This is a genomic window from Burkholderia sp. KJ006 (genome assembly GCF_000262695.1).
Classification (GTDB): domain Bacteria; phylum Pseudomonadota; class Gammaproteobacteria; order Burkholderiales; family Burkholderiaceae; genus Burkholderia; species Burkholderia vietnamiensis.
In genome coordinates this window covers 926,330-947,173 of record NC_017921.1, presented here as the reverse complement: position 1 = coordinate 947,173, position 20,844 = coordinate 926,330, and the positions used below count along the sequence as shown (strand labels likewise).

General features: G+C 70.6%; 16 protein-coding genes. 8 read left to right on the top strand and 8 right to left on the bottom strand.

The window, feature by feature from the left end:
- The first annotated feature begins 31 nt into the window (after positions 1–31).
- The gene (locus MYA_RS18295; protein ID WP_014724523.1) at positions 32–2,146 is read left to right on the top strand and encodes an HlyD family efflux transporter periplasmic adaptor subunit; all 2,115 of its coding nucleotides are present in this window, start codon (positions 32–34) and stop codon (positions 2,144–2,146) included.
- Between the two features lie 444 nt (positions 2,147–2,590).
- On the opposite strand, the gene MYA_RS18290 is transcribed toward MYA_RS18295, so the two are convergent.
- From MYA_RS18290 to MYA_RS18265, 6 genes are all read right to left on the bottom strand, one after another.
- Positions 2,591–3,799, bottom strand: coding sequence for a phosphotransferase enzyme family protein (locus MYA_RS18290; RefSeq protein WP_014724522.1), 1,209 nt, complete (start codon positions 3,797–3,799; stop codon positions 2,591–2,593).
- A 23-nt stretch (positions 3,800–3,822) separates the two neighbouring features.
- The gene (gene pnuC / locus MYA_RS18285) at positions 3,823–4,437 is read right to left on the bottom strand and encodes a nicotinamide riboside transporter PnuC (RefSeq protein ID WP_011881438.1); all 615 of its coding nucleotides are present in this window, start codon (positions 4,435–4,437) and stop codon (positions 3,823–3,825) included.
- A gap of 59 nt (positions 4,438–4,496) precedes the next feature.
- Positions 4,497–6,731, bottom strand: coding sequence for a TonB-dependent siderophore receptor (locus tag MYA_RS18280; protein WP_014724521.1), 2,235 nt, complete (start codon positions 6,729–6,731; stop codon positions 4,497–4,499).
- A 585-nt stretch (positions 6,732–7,316) separates the two neighbouring features.
- Positions 7,317–7,520, bottom strand: a complete 204-nt coding sequence (locus MYA_RS18275) for a DUF2970 domain-containing protein (RefSeq protein ID WP_011881436.1) — start codon at positions 7,518–7,520, stop codon at positions 7,317–7,319.
- Between the two features lie 132 nt (positions 7,521–7,652).
- Complete coding sequence (locus MYA_RS18270; RefSeq protein ID WP_014724519.1) at positions 7,653–9,725, bottom strand: 2Fe-2S iron-sulfur cluster-binding protein; 2,073 nt, start codon at positions 9,723–9,725, stop codon at positions 7,653–7,655.
- Positions 9,726–9,765: 40 nt separating this feature from the next.
- The gene (locus MYA_RS18265) at positions 9,766–10,410 is read right to left on the bottom strand and encodes a glutathione S-transferase family protein (RefSeq protein ID WP_014724518.1); all 645 of its coding nucleotides are present in this window, start codon (positions 10,408–10,410) and stop codon (positions 9,766–9,768) included.
- Positions 10,411–10,536: 126 nt separating this feature from the next.
- Here MYA_RS18265 and MYA_RS18260 point away from each other — a divergent pair, with 126 nt between their 5' ends.
- Positions 10,537–11,508: a LysR family transcriptional regulator gene (locus MYA_RS18260; protein WP_014724517.1), complete on the top strand. Its 972-nt coding sequence runs from the start codon at positions 10,537–10,539 to the stop codon at positions 11,506–11,508.
- 74 nt (positions 11,509–11,582) lie between these two features.
- Here MYA_RS18260 and MYA_RS18255 read toward each other — a convergent pair whose 3' ends face one another.
- The gene (locus MYA_RS18255) at positions 11,583–12,239 is read right to left on the bottom strand and encodes a TetR/AcrR family transcriptional regulator (RefSeq protein ID WP_041494077.1); all 657 of its coding nucleotides are present in this window, start codon (positions 12,237–12,239) and stop codon (positions 11,583–11,585) included.
- Between the two features lie 87 nt (positions 12,240–12,326).
- Here MYA_RS18255 and MYA_RS18250 point away from each other — a divergent pair, with 87 nt between their 5' ends.
- Genes MYA_RS18250 through MYA_RS18240 form a run of 3 tightly spaced genes read left to right on the top strand, consistent with a single transcriptional unit; the run spans position 12,327 to position 15,782 of the window.
- A complete protein-coding gene (locus tag MYA_RS18250) occupies positions 12,327–13,229 on the top strand; it encodes an SDR family NAD(P)-dependent oxidoreductase (RefSeq protein WP_011881431.1) in 903 nt (300 codons plus the stop codon).
- Positions 13,226–14,788, top strand: a complete 1,563-nt coding sequence (locus MYA_RS18245; protein WP_014724515.1) for a flavin-containing monooxygenase — start codon at positions 13,226–13,228, stop codon at positions 14,786–14,788. Before MYA_RS18250 ends, MYA_RS18245 begins: the two co-directional genes overlap by 4 nt.
- A 7-nt stretch (positions 14,789–14,795) precedes the next feature.
- Positions 14,796–15,782: an alpha/beta fold hydrolase gene (locus tag MYA_RS18240; RefSeq protein WP_014724514.1), complete on the top strand. Its 987-nt coding sequence runs from the start codon at positions 14,796–14,798 to the stop codon at positions 15,780–15,782.
- 151 nt (positions 15,783–15,933) lie between these two features.
- Here MYA_RS18240 and MYA_RS18235 read toward each other — a convergent pair whose 3' ends face one another.
- On the bottom strand, positions 15,934–16,332 hold the full coding sequence (locus tag MYA_RS18235) for a carboxymuconolactone decarboxylase family protein (protein ID WP_041494076.1): 399 nt from the start codon (positions 16,330–16,332) through the stop codon (positions 15,934–15,936).
- Positions 16,333–16,712: 380 nt separating this feature from the next.
- Here MYA_RS18235 and MYA_RS30020 point away from each other — a divergent pair, with 380 nt between their 5' ends.
- The 3 genes from MYA_RS30020 to MYA_RS18220 all read left to right on the top strand — a co-directional run bounded on the left by MYA_RS30020 (position 16,713) and on the right by MYA_RS18220 (position 20,830).
- Positions 16,713–18,707, top strand: coding sequence for a collagen-like triple helix repeat-containing protein (locus tag MYA_RS30020; protein WP_041494075.1), 1,995 nt, complete (start codon positions 16,713–16,715; stop codon positions 18,705–18,707).
- Between the two features lie 120 nt (positions 18,708–18,827).
- Positions 18,828–20,111 carry an isoprenylcysteine carboxylmethyltransferase family protein gene (locus MYA_RS18225; protein ID WP_014724510.1) on the top strand — a complete coding sequence of 428 codons (1,284 nt, stop codon included), beginning with the start codon at positions 18,828–18,830 and terminating at the stop codon, positions 20,109–20,111.
- 146 nt (positions 20,112–20,257) lie between these two features.
- The gene (locus tag MYA_RS18220; RefSeq protein WP_014724509.1) at positions 20,258–20,830 is read left to right on the top strand and encodes an NADPH-dependent FMN reductase; all 573 of its coding nucleotides are present in this window, start codon (positions 20,258–20,260) and stop codon (positions 20,828–20,830) included.
- Positions 20,831–20,844: the final 14 nt, after the last annotated feature.

Below are 20,844 nucleotides of genomic sequence, written 5' to 3'. Positions count from 1 at the left end.
AACACGACGACCCGCACGACGCTTTCGCACCATGCACCGACTCCCGCAACTGCGCCAGGAACTGACGCTCTCGGCCGGCCCCGTGACGCCCGACGGCGCGCCGACCTGGATGCTGCACGATCCTGCCGCGAACCGCTTCTTCCAGATCGGCTGGCCCGCGTTCGAGCTGCTCTCGCGCTGGGCGCTCGACGACGCGAACGCGATCGTCGAGGCCGTGAACCGCGACACCACCCTCACCGTCACGCTCGACGACATGGAGGCGCTGCTGCGCACGCTGCGCCAGGAGAACCTGCTGGTTGCCATGAGCGCCGCGGACACCGCACGGCTCGACGCCCACGAGGCGGCGCAGCATACCTCGCGCGCCATGTGGCTGCTCAAGCACTACCTGATGATCCGGATTCCGATCTGGCATCCGATGTCGTTCCTGCGCGCCACGCACCGCTACGTCGCGTTCGCGTTCCGGCCGGCGTTCTGGTACGTGGTCACGGCGGTGGCTCTGCTCGGCCTGTTCCTCGCGTCGCGGCGCTGGGACGAATTCCTGCACACCTTCCACAACTACGCCGACTGGCGCGGCCTGGTGGGCGTGGGCATCGCGCTCGGCTTCGCCAAGGTGCTGCACGAGTTCGCGCATGCCTACACGGCGCAGCGCCACGGCTGCCGCGTGCCCACCATGGGCGTGGCGTTGCTGGTGATGGTGCCGGTGCTGTACACCGACACCACCGAGGCCTGGAAGGTGCCCGAGCGGCGCCGCCGGCTGTGGATCGGCGCGGCCGGCATGCTCAGCGAGGTGGCGCTCGCCGCGTTCTCCACGCTGGCGTGGACGCTGCTGCCCGACGGGCCGCTGCGCGCCGGCGCGTTCCTGCTCGCCACCACCACCTGGGTGGCCACGCTCGGCATCAACGCGAGCCCCTTCATGCGCTTCGACGGCTATTTCCTGCTGTCGGACTGGCTCGACATGCCGAACCTGCACGATCGCGCGTTCGCGCTCGGCCGCTGGTGGCTGCGCGAACGCCTGTTCGGCTTCGGCGACCCGCAGCCCGAACCGTGCAGCGCCGAGCGCCGCCGCTTCCTGATCGCGTTCTCGTTCGCCACCTGGCTGTACCGGCTGACCGTGTTCATGTCGATCGCGCTGGTGGTGTATCACGCGTTCTTCAAGCTGCTCGGCATGGTGCTGTTCTGCGTGGAATTCGGCTGGTTCATCATGCGCCCGGTGTGGCGCGAGGCGCAGCACTGCTGGGCGCGCCGCGACGCGCTGCACTGGCGCCGCGAAACCCGACGCAGCGCGTTGCTGGGCGCGGCGCTGCTGGCATTCTTCGTGCTGCCGTGGCATGCCGGCGTGAGCGCGCCGGCCGTGCTCACGCCGCTGCGCGCCCAGGGGCTCTATACGGTCGAGCCCGGCTACCTCGCCGAGACGCCGGAGCCGGCGCGCGACGGGCGCAAGGTACGCACCGGCGACACGCTCGCTGTGCTGGTGTCGCCCGATCTCGATGCGAAGCTGGCCAGCGCCAGCGCCGAGGAGGCGCGACTGCGCTGGGAAGTCGAGCAGCAATCGTTCGACGATCGCCTGCAGCAGCAGGGCACGGCGTTGCAACGCCGCTGGGAGTCGGCGCGGCAGACGGTGGCGGGGCTGCGTGCCGAGATCGCGCGACTGACGATCCGCGCGCCATTCGACGGCACCGTGCAGGCCAACGACGACGCGCAAGCGCCCGGCACCTGGCTGCCGCGCGGCGAGCGGCTCTACGACATCGTGGCGCCCGGCGGCGTGAAAGGCGACGCCTACGTGGGCGAGCACGACGTGGAGCGCCTCGCGGCCGGACAGACGGCCGTGTTCGTGTCGGACGTGCCCGAACTCGCGGCGCGCCGTTGCCGCATCGCCGCGATCGACAAGGTCAACGTGGCCACGCTCGACGAGCCCACCGTGGCCAGCACGTACGGCGGCCCGATCCCCGCCGAGCAGGATCCGAAGACGCACCAGCTGGTGCCGCTGCAAGCCACCTGGCAGGTGCGCTTCGACGCGTGCAGCGGCGGCGACGGGCCGGGACGCGAGGTGCCCGGCACGGCGCAGCTCGGCGCCGGCCGCGAAAGCTACCTGGGCCGCGGCCTGCGGTTCGTGGCCGCGGTATTGCAACGCGAACTGGGCTTCTGACGCGTTGAGGAGCCTGCCGAGCGAGGCGCGACCGTTTGCGTATTGCCGGTGTCGTCAGGTTCGGCGCGGCATGCGTCGTGCTCCGAGACGCCCTTCGCGAGGTTGGGTGCGGCCGCGTATCTGCGCGGGAAAGTGCGCGGATCGTCCTAGAGCGAAGCCGGTGAAGACACGCCGTTACCGGCGTGTTCTCTTCCAGGAACCGTACGTGCGAGTTTCCCCGCATATGGCTCAAGCCCCCGCGAAACCGCACGGGCGTGCAACCGGTCCGCTCGGCTTCAAACGAACCTGCGCTTCGGTCGAAATCGTTGTTCCGCGCAAAAGCGCAGAGGGCGCAGACATCGTCTCGGTGCCCTCTCACGCTCTGCCTCGAAGAACTCGCCGCACGAAAGGAAGATGAAGCGCGGGGCAACCGCCTGCCGGCGCGACTTCCTCCGGCACGCGGCTTTACAGGCTGCGCCGCTTCGTAAGCCGCCGCTCCACCAGCCAGTCCAGCAACTTCCGCCCATCGCGCTCGCCGAACCATTGCGCGTGGCCGATCAGGTAACCGTCGTATGCGACGTCGACGATCTCCGGCGCAGCGACGATACAGCCGAAATACGCGACTTCCGACAGCGCGAACTCCGTATGCACGATCGGCAGCATCGCGACGAGCGCCGCATACGCGTCGTCGCTCAACGGCGCAATCGACTCGTAACCGTCGAGCAGCGCGCCGATCTGATCGTATTCGACGCGGCGTGCAGCGGCCGGCGCCAGCCAGTCGATCGCATTGCGCTCGATCGCGAGCGCGAGGTCCATCACCGCGCAGGTGCGATCCGCCAATCCGAAGTCGAGCACCGTGCGCACCAGCGCGCCCGGTGCGGCGTCGGTCCACAGCAGATTCGACGCATGCCAGTCGCCGTGCGTCCACAGCGGCGGCAGCGCGCCCAGCAGCGGCACGAGGCGCGCGTGATACGGGCCGATCCACTTCGCGACATCGCCGCGCCAGTCGCGCGTGCCGAGCGCGCGCGTCAACAGCGGCTGCGCGTCGACCCAGCGTGCGAGCGCGCCGGTCAGATCCGCGCACGACAACACGCGAAAACTCGACAGCAGCGTGCGCACGGGCCGCGCCGGCGCATCGTAGCCGGCCGACGCGCGATGCAGTTCGGCCAGCGCGCGGCCGGCCGCATACGCATGCGACGGATGCGCGAACGGCTTCCACGACATCACGCCGCGATACGCGTCCACGCCCGGCGCGAGCGCATGCACTTCGTAGGTCCAGTCGCCCGACGCGAACGCGCTCGCGCCGTCGCGCGCCGCCAGCACGTCCGCGACCGGCACGCCGTGCGCCCGCAGATGGGCGATGAAGCGATGCTCTTCGGCGAGCGCCGCGACGTCGCGCAGGCTCGCGTGATGGCGCTTGACGAACAGTGCGCGCTCGCGGGTGGTGTGGACCAGCACGGCCGCCGAGAACGGTCGCGGGCTGTGCCACGCGAGCCGCGCCGGTGCGCCGGCGCCGTCGATGCGCGCGAGCACGCCGGCGACTTCGTCGAGCGTCATCAGCGGCCAGTCGCGCTCGGCCTGCTCGCCGTCGACGCCGAATTGCGGCGGCGCGACGTCATGCGTATCGGCTTCACCGCGCACTGCACGCGCGTCCGGCTCGAGAGGAAATGTCATGAACGACGTTGCTCCGTGAGGTGTCAGGCGGCCGGGCTCGTCGCCGCATGCAATGCGTCGGCCGAGCGACGCCAGTCGCGCCAGCCGATCACGGCGAGCGCGATGAACAGCGCATAGAGCCCGGCGGTCAGATACAGCGCCTTGAACACGAACATCCCGACGTACACGACGTTCACGACGATCCACAGCCCCCACGACGCGATGTAGCGTCGCGCGGTCCAGTACTGCGCGACGAGGCTGAACGCGGTCAGCGACGCATCGACGAACGGCAGCGCCGCATCGGTCCAGCGCGCCATCATTCCGCCGAGCAGCGCGCTGCCGACGACCGCCGCGATCAGGTCGGGCAACATCTGCCGCGGCCGCACGCCGGTCACGGGCGCGACGTCGCCGGCCGGCGCAGCGCCCGCGCTGCCGGCGTCCAGCTCACGCTGCGCGATCCAGCGGCGCCAGCCGTACACCTGCAGCACCGCGAACGCGCCCTGCAGCAGCATGTCGGAATAGAGCTTCGCGTCGAAGAAGATCCAGCCGTACAGCGCGACCGACGCGAGGCCGACCGGCCAGCACAGCATGCGCCGCTTCGCGGTCAACCAGATCGCCAGCGCGCTGACGATCACGCCGGCGATTTCGAGTGGGGACATCGTCTGTGCTCTCCTGGGTAACGGCCGGCGGCGCGCGTCATGCCGCGCACACCGGACGATCAGAAATCATAGGTCAACGATACGCGCGCGGTACGCGGCGCGCCCGGGAACAGGTACGCGTCGCCCTGCTGCTCGCCCGCGTCGCGCCAGTAGAACTTGTTGAACAGGTTGTCGACCGACACGCGTAGCACCGTGCGATGGCCGCCGATCTTCGTCGTATAGCGCGCGCCGAGATTGAACACGAACCACGACGGCACGCGCGCGGTGCCCTCTTCGTTCGCGTTGCGGCCGGCGCTGTACTCGACGCCGCCGAGCAGGTTCAGCCCCGCGACGTGCGGCACAGCGTAGTCCGCATACAGCGACGCGCGCAGCGCCGGCACGTTGATGATCTGGTGCCCCTCGTACGCCGGCGAGCCGGAATCGTAGGCACGCGCGCGAATCGCCGCGACGCTCGCGCTCAGCGCCATGCGCTCGGTCAGCCGGCCGGTCGCACCCAGCTCGATCCCCTGGTGCCGTTGCGTGCCGCGTTGCACGAACGTGTAGCTCGCGCCCGATGCGTCGGGGTCCGCGAACTGGAACGGCTTGCTGATCGAGAACACGGCGGCCATGATGCTCATCCGATCGAGCCAGTCGTATTTCGCGCCGAGTTCGAATTGATGCGACTCGACCGGCGGCAGGAACGCATACGCGTTGGTCGCGCGCACCGGCGCCTGATCGCCGAGCGACAGCGCCTTGCTGTACGACGCATACAGCGACAACGCCGTTACCGGCTTGTAGACGAGCGCGACCTGCGGCAGGAACACCGAGCGATCGGTATGCGTCGCATCGCCGTCGATGCTGTCCCAGCTGCGCTGGCGCAGCAGCACTTCCTTGCCGCCCGCCAGCAGCTGCCAGTGCTCGCCGAGGCTGATGCGATCCAGCCCGAACACGCCGTATTGCCACGCGTCGAGCCGCGGATACGACGGCCCCGGCGTGTTGGGCGACGGCGGGAACGCGACGTCCGGCCCGTAGACGTTCTCGCTGCCCACGTAGTCGTACACGGCATCGGCCATATGCACGACGCGACGCTGCACGCTGATGCCGAGCGTCAGCTCGTGGCGCAGCGGGCCGGTCGCGAACTTGCCGGTGGTGACCGCACGCAGGTCGTCGTTGCGGCGGTATTCGCCCGGGCTGCGGAAGTCGTACACGTCGTAGTCACCGTTCGCGCCGAAGAAGAACGGCGAGGTCGCGCCGCCCGCGCAGCTCGCCGCGTAAGAGCAGCCGTACGGGAACGCGCTGTTGTCGTCGATCATCGTGCGGCTGCGGCCGGCCGCGACGTAGGCTTTCCAGTCGTCGCTGAACTGGTAGTCGAAGCGCGCGTTCAGGTTCAGCGCGTCGGTCGTCACCGGCTTCGCCCACGGCTGCGTGCCGAGCGCCTTCGAGGTCGTCTTGACCGACGGTACGACCGTGCCGCCGAGCAGCTGGTAGCCGGGCGCCGAGCGCTGGATCCACTGCTGGAATTCCGCATTGAGCTGCAGGCTCGCGCGCGGGCTGATGTCCCAGTCGGCGGCGATCGAGCCGAACGTGCGCCGTCCGTTCGTGTCGTCGACGTAGGAGTGCATATTCTCCTTCGCCGCATTGATCCGGAAGCCGAACTGATGATCGGCGCCGAAGCGGCGGCCGAGATCCACGGCCGCCGACGTCGAGCCACGGCTGTCGACACCGGCCGTCACGCTCGCGACGTCGGCCGCGCGCTTCGTCACGAAGTTGATCACGCCGCCCGGCGCGACCACGCCGCCGTCGATGCCGGCGAGCCCCTTCAGGATCTCGACGCGCTCCTTGTTCTCGAGCGGCACGTTCTGTTCGCCGGACACCGTCAGGCCGTCGATCCGGATCGCGCTCGCGAGATCGACCGGAAAGCCGCGAATCGCGAAGCCCTCGAAGTAGCCGACCGGCGCATAGTCGTTGACCACCGACGCGTCGTTGCGCAGCACGTCCGACAGGCGCTTCGCCTGCTGATCGTCGATCAGCGCGCGCGTCACGACGCTTACCGACGCGGGCGTGTCGCGCAGCGGCGCATCGTCGAGGCCGGCGACCGACGCTTCGCGCGCGCGCAGCGCGCTGCCGCGTTCGCCGCTGACCGTGATCGCCGGCAGCGTCGCGCCGCCGGCCGCATCGGCATCCGAAGCCGGTCGCGCGTCGCCCGGCGCGGCCGCGGCCTGCGCCGCGAAAAGCGTGATGCCGAGGCCCACGCCCAAGCCGACCTTCGTGCGCCGCCGCCGTGCGGCCAACGCGATTGTTCTATTCACCGTCATCGTTCTGGATGGAAAACTTGCCGCTCGTTCCTGTCGAAACGCGCTGAACCTGGGAAACACGCAGCGCACGCCGCCGCGACGGTGCCGGACAGACGCCGTGCGCGTGCTCGACCCGCCGTGCGTCGGACGCGCCGCGCGATCGGGCCGCGTGCGGGCCGATCGGTCGGGATAGCGCAGGTTGGGGCATCTGAGCCGCTGACGCGCCGGGCGCCGGCCTGGCCGCCGATCGGTGGATCGGCGGCGCAGCGGGCGGCCGGCGGCTTCGCGCGGGCGTGTCGTGCGGGGAACGCTTCGAACGCCGCGGCGCGCGCGGCGGGCCTGTGTGCGCCGTTCGTCGGAACGGCGGGATGCCCGTCGCGCGCGGCATCGCGGCGCGGCGCGCATTTTACCGCGGGCACGGGAACGGGTCGGGGAATGGGGTGAAGCGCGCGCAGCGCGCCGGGCAGGTGAAGCGGGACGACGCGATTGAAGCGAGGAGAACGCCTAGAGCGAAGGACGCGCCGCAGCGGCGCTCGCCGGGCAACGTGCAACGCCCGGGCGAACCGCGAAACGCGCGCGACGACTCGCGCGCGTTTCGGCCATCGTTCAGAACCCCTGCATCGTCGCGGTCGGATCGGCGACCAGATGAACGACGCCGTAGATCACCGCGCCGACCAGCACGGCGAGCACGATCGCGACGAACGGCAGCAGCGTGAAATTGACGTTCGCGAGGTCGGACGCGTGCGACTTGCTGTTGCGCACGCCGAAGAAACTCCACAGAACCAGACGGATCATGCTGAACAGTTTCATGATGTTGCTCCTTTGTTCGATCGGTTGACGCTATCGTCGGTCCGACAGGTCTCCGGAAAAAGAAGCAGTTGCGCGCGGTTTTAGCGCAGCACGCGTCGTGCGACGGCGTGTCGCAGCGTTGCCGCGCGTGCGTCAACGGTCGAGCACGAGCGGCTCGTCGGCCCGTGCGGCCGGCTGCGCGACGCACAGCAGCGCGCAGCCGGGTTCGACCGCTGCGTCGTATGCGTGCAGGTAGTCGACCGCGCCGGACAGCACACGCGTCGCGCAGGTCCCGCACGAGCCGGCGCGGCAATCCGACGGCACCGTCACGCCGCGGCTTTCGGCGAATTCGAGCAGCGTGCCGTCGGCGGGCGTCCATTCGGCGTCGCGCGCCGAGCGCCGAAACACCACGGGCACGCTCGCCGCCGGCGACGTGCGATCGGCTCGGTGCGTCGTACGCACGACGCTCGACGGCCCGAACGCCTCGAAACGGATCCGCTCGTCCGCGACGTTCAGCGCGCGCAGCCCGTCGTACAGCTCGCGCATGAAGGCGGCCGGCCCGCACAGGTAGAAGTCGTAGTCGTCGAACGGCAGGATGCGCTTGAGCTGCGCGACGTCGATGCGGCCCGCGCCGTCGCGCTGCGCGCGGCTGTCGAAGCAGTGCAGCGACACGCGCGCATCGGCATGTGCGAGACGCGCGAGCTCGGCGGCGAACGGCCGGTCGGCCGCGTCGCGCGCACCGTGCACGAACACCACGCGGCGCGACGCGCTGTCGTCGGCCAGCGCGCGTCGCAGCATCGCCATCATCGGCGTGATGCCGATGCCGGCCGACACCAGCACGGCCGGTCGCGGGCTCGCGACGTCGAACGTGAAGCGGCCGCGCGGCATCTGCGCGTCGAGCGTCATGCCGGCGCGCGCGTGGTCGTGCAGCCACGCCGACACGCGCCCTTCCCGCTTCACGGTGATCCGGTAATGGGCGGCGCCGGGCGCATCCGACAGCGTGTAGCTGCGGATCGCCGGCGCATCGCCGCCCGGCAGCGCGACGCGCAGCGTCAGATGCTGACCGGCTTCGTATGCGGGCAGCGCGGCGCCGTCCGCCGCCTCGAAATGAAACGAGCGGATCGCGCGCGCTTCGTCGACGATCTTCGCGACGCGCAGCGCGCGCCAGCCGGACGCCGACGGCGCGGCGGATGCGGGCGTCGGCACATGCGACGCCGCCGCTTGCGAAGCCGTCGCGGCCGGCGCTCGCGTCGCCGCCGCAAACTGCGGCGCCCGCTCGACCGGCGACCAGCGCAACGGCAGCACGCGACGCGTGCGCCGCACTTCGCGCACCCGAAAACGCACGACGCGCTGCGCGCCGTCGAACGACGCGACGAGCGGCCCGTCCCACACGATCTCCGCGTCGGCGGCGACGTACAGCAGGTCGCCGCTGTCGAAGTCGACGAACAGCAGGCCCGCGCGCGGATCGAGCTGCAGATTGCCGAGCGTGTTGAAGAAGCGGTTGCCGCTGAAATCGGGCGTGGTCAGCGTGTGGGCGTCGTCGACGCGCACGAAGCCCGGCATCCCGCCGCGATGCGACACGTCGGCGCCGCGCGCGGGGCCGGCCGCCGCCGCCGTGTTCGCGCTCGCGACGAAGAACGTGTCGGCCTGCGCGAGCAGCACGCGATCGGCGTCGCTCAGCCGGTCCGACACCTCGGGCGCCGCATCAGCCGCGGACCGCTCGCCCTCACGCGGCACGCGCACCGGCTTGCGCGCCTGGATGTACTTCGCGCAATTGCCGAAGCTCTGGTCGACCGCAACCGTCAGCGCACCGCCGTCGACCGCCCGCACGACGCCGTTCACGCGATTGCGCCGACGCGTGTCGAACTCGATGCCGAGCCCGCCGAACGGCACGCCGGGCCGCCACGTGCCGGCGAGCGGATCGCCGGGCAGCGCATCGCCGTCGATGCGCAGCGTGCGCGGGTCCGGCGCCGTCACGAAGCCCGGCATGCCGACCCGCAGCGTCGCCCACGGCTGGCCGTGCGCATCGACGCCGCCGAGCACGAACAACGGCAGCTGAGCGAAGAAGGTCCGGTGCTGGTCCGGCATGAAGCGGCGAATGCCGCGCCGGCCGCCCGCACCGGCGGCCTCGGTCACGCCGGCACGCTGCTGCACGGCGAGCTCGCCCGCATGAAACGGCGGCACCTCGAGTTCCCAGCCCGGTACGGCGGCGCTCGGCGCGATCATCTCGTTCTCCCGGTGGTTACGCGTGTCGATCCGCCGCGCGTCACGCGGCGAGCAAGCCGGCGCGCGTCGCCGGCATCCCGACGAAACCCGGCAGCGCCTCGACGCGCGCGAGCCACGCGCGCACGTGCGGATACGGCTCGAGCGACACGCCGCCTTCCGGCGCGTGCGCGATGTACGTGTACGCGGCGATGTCGGCGATCGTCGGCTGCGCGCCGGCCGCGAACGGCTTGCCGGCCAGCTCGCCGTCGATCGCGGCGAGCACCTTCGCGGCGGTGCGCTTGGCCGCGTCGTGATCGAGCGTCGCGTTGAACACGGTGACGAGCCGCGCGGCCGCCGGCCCCGACGCGATCGGTCCCGCTGCGTACGACAGCCAGCGCTGCACGGTGGCCGCGCCGAGCGCGTCGTCCGGCAGCCAGTGGGCGTCGCCATAGCGCTTCGCGAGATAGACCAGGATCGCGTTCGAATCGGCCAGCACGATGCCGTCGTCGTCGATCACCGGCACCTGGCCGAGCGGATTGAGCGCGAGGAACGCGGGCTCACGCTGCGCGCCGCCGGCCAGATCGACGTCGATCGTGTCGAACGGCACGCCGAGCAGCGACAGGAACAGGCGAACGCGGTGCGCATGCCCGGACAGCGGGAACGAATAGACGCGAACCGGACGGGCAGGCTGGTTGGCAGCAGACATGGCAAGGCTCCTGGATCTCGCGCCGCCGGAATTCGGCGACGAACGGCCCCAGCGTAACGTGCGCCGTTGCTGCGCAGAAGACGGATAATCGCGGAAACATCATCCTCTTTCATAGGACAATCGACGATGGCCGATCTACGCGACGTGAACCTGAACCGGCTGGCGATCTTCGTCGCGGTGGTCGATGCCGGCTCGCTGACGGCCGCCGCGGAGCGGCTCGGGCTGGCGAAGACGGTCGTCAGCACGCACATGCAGCGGCTCGAATCCGAGGTCGGCGCGAACCTGCTGGTGCGCACCACGCGGCGCCTGAGCGTGACCGACGCGGGGCGTGCGTTCTACGATGCGTGCTGCGACATCCTGCGTGCGGCGGAAGCCGCGCTCGACGCCGCGTCGTCCGACGCGGGGCCGCTGCGCGGCACGCTGCGCGTGAGCGTGCCGATCGACTACGGCGCGCTGGTGGTCGCGCCGGCGATCGTCGCGTTGCGCGACGCGCATCCGGCGCTCGACGTCGAGCTGATCGCGAACGATCGGGTCGTCGATCTCGTCGCGGACAACCTCGACGTCGCGATCCGCATCGGCCGGCTCGCCGATTCGAACTACCGCGCGGTGCAGCTCGGCGAATACGAGAAATGGCTCGTGGCGAGCCCCGCGTTCGTCGCGCGCTACGGGCTGCCGCGCGATCCGGACGCGCTCGCCGCGCTGCCGTTCGTGATGCTGTCGACGCTGCCGCGCCCGCATACGCTCGAACTCCACCATGCGCGCGGCGCTCACGCGTCGGTGCGCTGCGTCGCGCCGGTCGTCTCGAACACCGCGACCGCGTGCCGCGCGATCGCGCTCGCGGGCGGCGGCTTCGGGCTCCTGACGGATTTCTCGATCACGGACGACGTGGCGGCCGGCCGGCTGGTGCGGCTGTTGCCCGCATGGCGCTCGGCGCGAGCCGGGATCCACGCGGTGTATCCGTCGACGCGCATGCCGTCGCGGAAAGTGCGCGCGTTCGTCGACGCGATGAAAGCGTGCATCGGAACCGCACGGCCAACCGCACCGGCGCGCGCGACGGCGTCGAAACGCGCGGCGCGCCGCGCGCCCGGAGCGGCTTAGTCACGCGGCCGCGTGCCGGTCGGGCACGTCGGAAAATTTGAAAGTCGGCGCCTCGTGCGCCGGCTGGCCGGCCGCTACCCGTCTTGCCGCAACGTGCCCAGCAGCACCTTCCGGCAACTCGCGACCATCTGCGCCTCGGGATCGCGATAGCCAGTGAGCAGCCACGCCGCGCCGACGTTGGTCATCGCGCCGACCAGCGCAAGCCCGACGAGCCGCTGCTCGATGCGTTCGGCGGGCGTCGCGGCCTCGGGCGTCGCGCCGATCTCCATGATCAGCTTGCCGAAATCGAGCAGCATCCGCTGGTAGGTCGCGTCGGTTTCGGCGCTCACGCCCATCACTTCGAGCAGCAGCACGCGCGCCGCACACGGGTCGCGCAGGTAGCCGAAGAACGCCGCGAGCCCCGCGTCGACGCGCGCGTCGAGGTCGCCGCCGCGCGCCGCCACCGCGCGCGCGACCGCGCCGTGCAGTTGCTGCGCGTGATGCAGGTAGGTCGCGCGCAGCAGCGACTCGGCGCTGTCGAACGCGGCGTAGAAGTAGCGATCGTTGAGCTTCGCCTCCTGGCAGATCGACCGCACGGTCGCCTTGCGGAACCCCACCGTGCCGAACACCTGCGTCGCGGCGCGCAGCAGCGCGTCGCGCCGCCCGGCCGCCCGGACTTCGTGCGCCACGCCGCCGTAAGCGCGGCCCCGCTTTGGCGTTTCGAGGGCTTTCTCCATTTCGCTGTTTGACATCGGGACGCCCGAAAACTAAGGTGGTGACGAACAACACCACAATAAGCGCGCCGCGGACGCAGCGCAAGCGGAACGGGAGGAAGACGCATGAAGGGATTTTCCGGCAAGGTCGCCGCGATCACCGGCGCTGGTTCGGGCATGGGCCGCAGTCTCGCGGTCGAGCTGGCGCGGCGCGGCTGCGCGGTCGCGCTCGCCGACGTGAACGACGTCGGGCTCGCGGCCACGGCCGCCGCGTGCGCGCAATACGGCGTGCGCACCAGCACGCGGCGGCTCGACGTCGCGGACCGCGACGCGGTGTTCGCGTGGGCGGCGTTCGTGCGGGCCGAGCACGGCAAGGTCAATCTGATCTTCAACAACGCGGGCGTATCGCTGGCCGCGAGCGCGGAAACCGCGCGCATCGACGATCTCGAATGGATCGTCGGCGTCAATTTCTGGGGCGTCGTGCATGGCACGCAGGCGTTCCTGCCGCATCTGCGCGCGTCGGGCGACGGACACGTCGTCAACACGTCGAGCCTGTTCGGGCTCGTCGCGATGCCCACGCAGAGCGCGTACAACGCGACTAAGTTCGCGGTGCGCGGCTTCACCGAAGCGCTGCGGATGGAGCTCGAACTGGACGGCGCGCCGGTCAGCGCGACCTGCGTGCATCCGGGCGGCGTCGCGACCGGCATCGTCGACGCGAGCCGCGTCGACACCAGCATCCACGCGCTCACCGGGCAGGACGAAGCGACCCACCGTCGCCAGGCGAACCGCCTGATCGACGCGACGACCGCCGACGACGCCGCGCGGCAGATCCTCGCGGGCGTCGAGCGCAATGCGCGCCGCGTGCTGGTCGGCGCCGATGCGCGCCGCCTGGACAAGATCGCGCGGCTGCTCGGCGCCGGCTATCAGCGGCTCGTCCTGCGCCACGTGCGCCGCGCCCGCGCGCGCAATCTCGCGCGGTCGCACGGGCCGGCCGCGCTGCCCACGTCACCGACCAAGGACCCCGCATGAGCTCGACCACCACCGACCGGCGCGACGCGCGCCGCGATCCCGGCGAGAGCCGCGACCTCGACGTGTTGATCGTCGGCGCCGGCCTGTCCGGCATCGGCGCGGCCTGTCACCTGAAAAAGCGTTGCCCGCATGCGAGCGTGGCGATCGTCGAGGCGCGCGACGCGATCGGCGGCACCTGGGACCTGTTCCGCTATCCGGGCGTGCGCTCGGATTCCGACATGTTCACGCTCGGCTACAGCTTCCGCCCGTGGCACAGCGACAACGCGATCTCGGACGGCCAGACGATCCTCGACTACATTCGCGACACGGCGCGCGCGTACGGCATCGACAGGACGATCCGCTTCGGCCAGAAGGTCGTCGCGGCCGACTGGGATTCGGCCCGTGCGCGCTGGACGGTGCGCGTCGAGCGCAGCGGCGGCGGCGCGGCCGACGCGCTCGTCTATACGTGCCGCTTCCTCTACATGTGCAGCGGCTATTACGACTACGACGGCGGCTACCTGCCCGACTGGCCCGGCATGGAATCGTTCGGAGGCCGGATCGTGCATCCGCAGCAATGGCCGAAGGACCTGTCGTACGCGAACCGGCGCGTGGTGGTGATCGGCAGCGGCGCGACGGCCGTCACGCTGGTGCCCGCGATGGCGGCCGAGGCGAAGCACGTGACGATGCTGCAGCGCTCGCCGACCTACATCGTGTCGCTGCCCGCGCGCGACCGGATCGCCAACGCGTTGCGCCGCGTGCTGCCGTCGCGGTTCGCGCACCGGCTGGTGCGGATCAAGAACGTGCTGCTGACGATGTACCTCTACAACGTGTCGCGCCGCAAGCCCGAACGCACGAAGCGGTTCATCATCCGCGCCGCGAGCCGGCAGCTCGGCCCCGGCTTCGACGTCGCGAAGCATCTGACGCCGCGCTACATGCCGTGGGACCAGCGCGTGTGCCTCGTGCCGAACGGCGACCTGTTCAAGTCGATCCGCACGGGCCGCGCGTCGATCGTCACCGACGAGATCGAACGCTTCACGCCGACCGGCCTGCAGCTCAAGAGCGGCCAGCGGCTCGACGCCGACGTGATCGTCACCGCGACCGGGCTGAAGGTGAAGATGCTCGGCGGCGCGCGCGTCACGGTGGACGGCCGCCCGGTCGACCTCGCGCAGACGGTGTCCTACAAGGGCATGATGTACAGCGACGTCCCGAACCTCGCGTCGTCGTTCGGCTACACGAACGCGTCGTGGACGCTGAAGGCCGAGCTGATCGCGCGCTACGTCTGCCGGCTGCTGAACCACATGCGCGCGCACGGCTACGACACCTGCGTGCCGCGGCTCGGCGCCGGCGAGCTCGGCGACGTGCCGGCCGTGAACCTGAGCTCCGGCTACATCCAGCGCGCGGCCGGCATACTGCCGAAGCAGGGCCATCGCAAGCCGTGGAAGTTTCACCAGAACTACGTGCTCGATCTCGCATCGCTGAAGTTCAGCGGGCTCGCCGACTCGGCGATGCGCTTCGAACGCCGCGCGCAAACCGGCCCGGCCGCCGCGCCGGCTGCCGACCCCGTACTCGAAACCCGTTGAGGCCGACATGACCCACACGCTGCATCTGATCCTGAACGTGCTGCTCGGCGTCGTCGCCGTGCTCGTCGCGCTCGCGTTGTTCTCCGCCTACGTCGCGCACCGCGTGACGCGCGCGTTTCCGCCCGAAGGGCGTTTCGTCGACATCGACGGCGATCGCCTCCACTACGTCGAGTACGGCAGCGGCCCGCCGCTCGTGTTCGTGCACGGGCTCGCCGGGCAATGGCGCAATTTTGCGTATCTGCCGCTCACGCGACTCGCGCAGCAGCATCGCGTGATCCTCGTCGATCGGCCGGGCGCCGGCCGCTCGCTGCGCGGCGCCGGCTCGCAGGCGAACGTGTTCGCGCAGGCGCGCACGATCGCGGCGTTCATGGACGCGCTGAAGCTCGAGCGGCCCGTGCTCGTCGGCCACTCGCTCGGCGGCGCGATCGCGCTCGCCGTCGGGCTGAACCATCCGGAGCGCGTGAGCCGGCTCGCGCTGATCGCGCCGCTGTCGCACGAACTGAGCGCGCCGCCCGGGCCGTTCAAGCCGCTGATGCTGCCGTCGCCGCTGGTGCGCCGCTTCGTGTCGTGGACCTTCGCGATCCCGATGACCATCCTGACCGGGCGCAAGGCCGTCGCGCACGTGTTCGCGCCCGACGCGGTGCCGGACGACTTCGCGGTGAAGGGCGGCGGGTTGCTCGGGCTGCGCCCGCACGTGTTCTATGCGACCGCGACGGACCTGCTGTCCGCGCCGGTCGACCTGCCGGCGATGGAGCGCCGCTATGCGGACCTCACGGTGCCCGTCGACGTGCTGTACGGCCACGCCGATCCGATCCTCGACTGGCGCACGCATGGCGAAGCGCTCGCGCAGAAGTCGCCCCGCGTGCGGCTGAAGGTCGTGGAAGGCGGGCATATGCTGCCCGTCACGATTCCGGACGCGACGGCGGACTGGTTGCTCGAAGTCGCCGCCGCGCCCGTCGATGCGGGTGCAGCGCGCGCACACGTCGAGCACTGATCGCGTTGGGCGGCGCAGCGGCGGGCGTGAAGCCGCGGGCCGCTCGCTCGAGTCGGCACGGCTCGGCCGCGGTCATGAACCGCGCCGCGCGTCGCGCGCGGCGACGCCGCCGCGGCGCATGCGCGCATGCGACCCGCTTCGGCGACGTGGCTCAGGCTTCGTCGTCGGGCAATGACAATCCAAGCTCGGCGATGACCTCGCGCGCGCTGCGAAACGCCTCCACCGCGGCCGGCGCGCCCGCGTAGAGCGCGCTGTGCAGCAGCACCTCGCGGATCTCGACGAGGCTCGCGCCGTTGTTGAGCGCGCCGCGCACGTGGCCCTTCAGCTCCGTGCTGCGGCCGAGCGCCGCGAGCATCGCGCACGTGCAGAGGCTGCGCGTCTTCAGGTCGATGCCGCCGCGTTGCCACGTGCTGCCCCATGCGTGCTCGTTCAGCCAGTTCTGCAGCGGACGCGAAAAACCGTCGAGATCGCGCATCGCGCGTTCGACGAAAGCGTCGCCCATCACCGCCGCGCGGCGCGTCTTGCCCTGCTCCCTGTCCTGTTCGCTCATGTCGATGTCCTGTTCGAAGTGGGCCGCGTCGGCGTCGCCTGCGGCCCGGTGGGTTTCCGGTGGGTTTCGCGTGATGTTCGCGGCGTACGGGCGTTTCGTCAAAGGCGTCGCCCATCGCGCCGGCCGGGCGCCCGGGCACGCGCGACGGCGGGCAGGACGCTACGTAACATCCGGCGCGGCGTTACGGCGACTGGCGGGAACACCGCGGCGGGCGATTCGTGCAGCACGCGGCGCCGTCTCGCGGAAACCTGCCTTCCCCCGTTTAAATCACCGCAATCTTCCCGATTCCCGCAACAAAGCGCGCATGGATCGCGCACAACATGTCGTGGCGCGGAATTTGCAGTGTTGGCTCGGACACAACTTCCAATGTCGAGGCCAACATGCATCATTACTTCAAGAAAACGACGGTGGCGCTAGCCGCCTTGTCGGTCGTCACGCTGTATGGCTGCGGATCGGTCGACGGGCCGGTGACGCCGTCGATCAAGCCGAGCACTTCGGGGACGTCCGGGACGTCCGGGACGTCGGGCGGCGGTTCGTCGGGTACGTCGGGCGGCGGTAGCTCGGGCACTTCGGGTACTTCGGGTACTTCGGGTAGCTCGGGCACTTCGGGTACTTCGGGTACCTCGGGCACTTCGGGCACCTCGGGTACCTCGGGCACCTCGGGCACTTCGGGCACTTCGGGCACTTCGGGCACTTCGGGCACTTCGGGCACTTCGGGCACTTCGGGTACTTCGGGTACTTCGGGTACTTCGGGTACTTCGGGTACTTCGGGTACTTCGGGTACTTCGGGTACTTCGGGTACTTCGGGTACTTCGGGTACTTCGGGTACTTCGGGTACTTCGGGCACTTCGGGCACTTCGGGCACTTCGGGTACTTCGGGCACTTCGGGCACTTCGGGCACTTCGGGCACTTCGGGCACTTCGGGCACTTCGGGCACTTCGGGCACTTCGGGCACTTCGGGCACTTCGGGCACTTCGGGCACTTCGGGCACTTCGGGCACCTCAGGCACCTCGGGCACTTCGGGCACCGCCACCACCCCGCTCGGCAACGTCCTTCAGCAAACCGGCACGCTGGTCACCGCACTCGGCACCACCGTCGCGAACGGCGGCTCGCAGATCGGCGGCGTGCAAGTGCCCGGCACGAACCCGACGACGGCCGCCAGCGTCGGCAACGCGGTCACGAGCCTCGGCAACGGCGTGCAGTCGCTCGGCAGCGGCATCGCGGCGGGCCTCGGCTCGATCGGCGTGTCGCCGAACCCGCTCGGCCCGACGCTCACGTCGACCACCGGCCTGCTGACCGGCGCGGGCGGCGCGGTCAACAATCTCGGCAACGCGGTGACGAGCCTCGGCAGCGGTCCGCTGTCGCCGCTCGCGCCGGCGACGACGCTGGTCGGCAGCCTCGTCAACACGGTCGGCACCGCGGTGAACTCCACCGCGTCGGCGTTGAACACGGCGCTGAGCAGCGCACCGGTCCAGCAGCTCGAAACGCAGCTCGGCAGCGTGATCAATCCGATCACCAACACGCTGACCGGCGGTGCCACGACGCCCGGCGCCACGCAGACGCTCGGCGGCGCGACGCTGCTCGGCGCCCCGCTCAACGGGCTGCTCGGCACACTCGGCAGCGGCCTGGGCCTCGCGGGCTCGCAGATCGGCAGCACGACCGGCAACCCCGTCGGCGCGAGCACCGGCAATACCGTCGCGCAGCTCGGCAACACGGTGGCATCGGCCGGCGGCCTGCTGTACGGCGGCAGCGGCAGCTCCAGCAGCGACACGAACCCGCTCGCGCCGATCACCGGCCTGCTCGGCACGTTGACGGGCGGGCTCGGCGGCGGCAGCAGTTCGAGCGGCTCGGGCGGCACCAGCGGAACGAGCGGGACGAGTGGAACGAGCGGCACCAACCCGCTCGCCCCGATCACCGCGCTGCTCGGCACCGTGACGGGCACGCTCGGCGGCATCGGTTCGAGCGGTACGGGTGGTACCAGCGGCACCGGCGGCACCGGTGGCGCGGGCGTCGGCGGCTTGCTGGCGCCGGTCACGGGCCTCGTGAACGCGCTGACGCCGCTCGGCGCCAGCCTCACCGGCACGGTGACGACGCCCGGCGGCGGCGTGACCGGCAACCTCGGCGGCGCGCTGACGAGCGGTCCGGTCGGCACGCTGACGGGTTCGTTGACGTCGCCGACCGGTGCGCTCGGCGCTGTCGGCACGGCGAGCCCGGGCGGCGCGGTCGGGACGGTGACGACGCCGTCCGGCAGCGGCACCGTGACGGCCGGCCTGTCCGGCAGTTCGGGCAGCACCGCGGGCGGCGCGACCAACCTGCTCGCGCCGGTGACGAACCTGCTCGGCGGTCTGCTCGGCGCCACCGCGCCGAAGAAGTAACGCTTCACCCATCAGAACGACAGGCCAGTGGCCGGGCCCATTCCGATACGGAGCCCGGCCGACGGCCGGCGTCATCCGCCAAGCGGGGACGCCGGCCCACCTCCCGACGAGGATCCGATCATGAATTCCACCATCGACGGCATTGCCGCAGTCCACGATCGTCCGCCGCGCTCCGCCACGCCGTTTCGCGCCGGGCTGCTCGGCATCGCGGCCGGGCTGGTCGCGCTGTGGGTCACGCGCGACCAGCCGGCGCTCGACGCGGCGACCCGCGCCGTGATCGCGAGCGTCGCGATCATCGGCACGATCGCGCTGCACGAAATCTTCGTCTCGCGCGTGTATCTGCGCCCGAGCGCCGGGCTGTCGCGGCAGGCACTGCGCCCGCTGGGGCTCGCGCGCGTCGCGACGCGCCTCGGCGCGCTCACGTCGATCTACGCGGGCATCGGCGCGATCTACTGGCTGCTCCCCGAATATCACGGCGCGTTCTATCTGCCGTTCTGGTCGCTGCTGCGCTCGCTGGCGCCGTACGTGATCGTCGCGGCGCCGTTCTACTTCGCGTGGATGGACCGCCACCAGCGCGACACCGACGACGCCTATCTGCTGTGGGGCCGCTACCTGTTGCGTCGCGAGCGGCCGGCGAACTGGCAGCCCGTGCGCGAGATGCTCGCCGGCTGGGGCGTGAAGGCGTTCTTCCTGCCGCTGATGACCGTGTACCTGTCGAAGGACGCCGATCACCTGAGCGCATCGCTCGCGAACGCGCTGCACGCACCGATGACGCTCGCGACCTTCGTGTTCCTGTACGACCTGTCGTTCACGATGGACCTGATGTTCGGCACCGTCGGCTACCTGTGCACGTTCCGCATTCTCGACAGCCACGTTCGCAGCGTCGAGCCGACCGCGCTCGGCTGGGGCGCCGCGCTGATCTGCTATCAGCCGTTCTGGTCGCTGATCTCGAACAACTACATCCGCTACGAAGGCTCGCTGTTCTGGGACAACTGGCTGCTGTCCGCGCCGACGCTGCGCGTGATCTGGGGCAGCGCGATCATCCTGTTGCTGATGACCTACGCGCTGTCGACGATCTCGTTCGGGCTGCGGTTCTCGAATCTCACGAACCGCGGGATCATCACGTCGGGCCCGTACCGGTTCACGAAGCATCCGGCCTACATCACGAAGAACCTGTCGTACTGGATGGTGTCGGTGCCGTTCGTCGAGCCGCTCGGCTGGCAGGTCGCGCTGATGCACTGTGCGGGGCTCGTCGCGGTGAACCTGATCTACTACACGCGCGCGAAGACGGAAGAACGGCATCTGATGCGCGATCCGGACTATCGCGCGTATGCGGAATGGATCGCGCAGCACGGGTTGTTTGCGCGGATGCGGCACGCGTTGGGTATGCGCGCGGCGGTGTGAGGCCGTGTAACGCGGCGGCGATCGTCGGTTCGATGAGCGGCGCGCATCCGCGCTTCGCGCCGGCGCGCCCCGAACGCGCACCGGTGCGATAATCCGTCGAACCCACGCGACGACGCCGCGCCCCTACACCTCCAACCCACCCGCCGATGGCCGACGAACCCCGAACCGATCGCGCGCACCGCGTCGACATCATCGCGCTGTGCGGCAGCCTGCGCGCCCAATCGCACAACGCAGCGCTGCTCGATGCGGCGGCCCGCGTCGCACCGCACGGGATGCGTATCGTGCGCTTCGAACGGCTCGGCGAGTTTCCACTGTTCAATCCGGATATCGAATCTCCGACGCCGCCCGCGGTGCACGACTTGATCGAACGGCTGAACGCGGCGCACGGCGTGCTGATCGCGAGCCCGGAATACGCGCACGGCGTGACAGGCGTGATGAAGAACGCGCTGGACTGGATCGTCGGATGCGAGGCGGTCGTGTACAAGCCGGTCGCGGTACTGAACGCGTCGCCGCGCGCGACGCACGCGGACGCGGCGCTGCGGGAAACGCTGGCGGTGATGTCCGCATGCATCGTCGAGCGCGCGTCGATCGCGCTACCGATCCTCGGCAGCGGGCTCGATGCGGCCGGCATCGCCGCGCATCCGCGCTTCGCGCCGGCGCTGACCGATGCGCTGCTCGCACTGCGCGCGACGATCGACGCGCAGGCGCCGAGCCGCTAGCGAAGCGCCGCAAC

Excerpts from the sequence above, each read along its gene's own strand:
- MYA_RS18240 (WP_014724514.1), top strand. The coding sequence starts at position 14,796 with ATGACCCACACGCTGCATCTGATCCTGAACGTGCTGCTCGGCGTCGTC.
- MYA_RS18295 (WP_014724523.1), top strand. The coding sequence starts at position 32 with ATGCACCGACTCCCGCAACTGCGCCAGGAACTGACGCTCTCGGCCGGC.
- MYA_RS18235 (WP_041494076.1), bottom strand. The coding sequence starts at position 16,332 with ATGAGCGAACAGGACAGGGAGCAGGGCAAGACGCGCCGCGCGGCGGTG.
- MYA_RS18280 (WP_014724521.1), bottom strand. The coding sequence starts at position 6,731 with ATGACGGTGAATAGAACAATCGCGTTGGCCGCACGGCGGCGGCGCACG.
- MYA_RS18250 (WP_011881431.1), top strand. The coding sequence starts at position 12,327 with ATGAAGGGATTTTCCGGCAAGGTCGCCGCGATCACCGGCGCTGGTTCG.
- MYA_RS18255 (WP_041494077.1), bottom strand. The coding sequence starts at position 12,239 with ATGTCAAACAGCGAAATGGAGAAAGCCCTCGAAACGCCAAAGCGGGGC.
- MYA_RS18225 (WP_014724510.1), top strand. The coding sequence starts at position 18,828 with ATGAATTCCACCATCGACGGCATTGCCGCAGTCCACGATCGTCCGCCG.
- MYA_RS18265 (WP_014724518.1), bottom strand. The coding sequence starts at position 10,410 with ATGTCTGCTGCCAACCAGCCTGCCCGTCCGGTTCGCGTCTATTCGTTC.
- MYA_RS18270 (WP_014724519.1), bottom strand. The coding sequence starts at position 9,725 with ATGATCGCGCCGAGCGCCGCCGTACCGGGCTGGGAACTCGAGGTGCCG.
- MYA_RS18260 (WP_014724517.1), top strand. The coding sequence starts at position 10,537 with ATGGCCGATCTACGCGACGTGAACCTGAACCGGCTGGCGATCTTCGTC.
- MYA_RS18220 (WP_014724509.1), top strand. The coding sequence starts at position 20,258 with ATGGCCGACGAACCCCGAACCGATCGCGCGCACCGCGTCGACATCATC.
- MYA_RS30020 (WP_041494075.1), top strand. The coding sequence starts at position 16,713 with ATGCATCATTACTTCAAGAAAACGACGGTGGCGCTAGCCGCCTTGTCG.
- MYA_RS18290 (WP_014724522.1), bottom strand. The coding sequence starts at position 3,799 with ATGACATTTCCTCTCGAGCCGGACGCGCGTGCAGTGCGCGGTGAAGCC.
- MYA_RS18245 (WP_014724515.1), top strand. The coding sequence starts at position 13,226 with ATGAGCTCGACCACCACCGACCGGCGCGACGCGCGCCGCGATCCCGGC.
- MYA_RS18275 (WP_011881436.1), bottom strand. The coding sequence starts at position 7,520 with ATGAAACTGTTCAGCATGATCCGTCTGGTTCTGTGGAGTTTCTTCGGC.
- pnuC (WP_011881438.1), bottom strand. The coding sequence starts at position 4,437 with ATGTCCCCACTCGAAATCGCCGGCGTGATCGTCAGCGCGCTGGCGATC.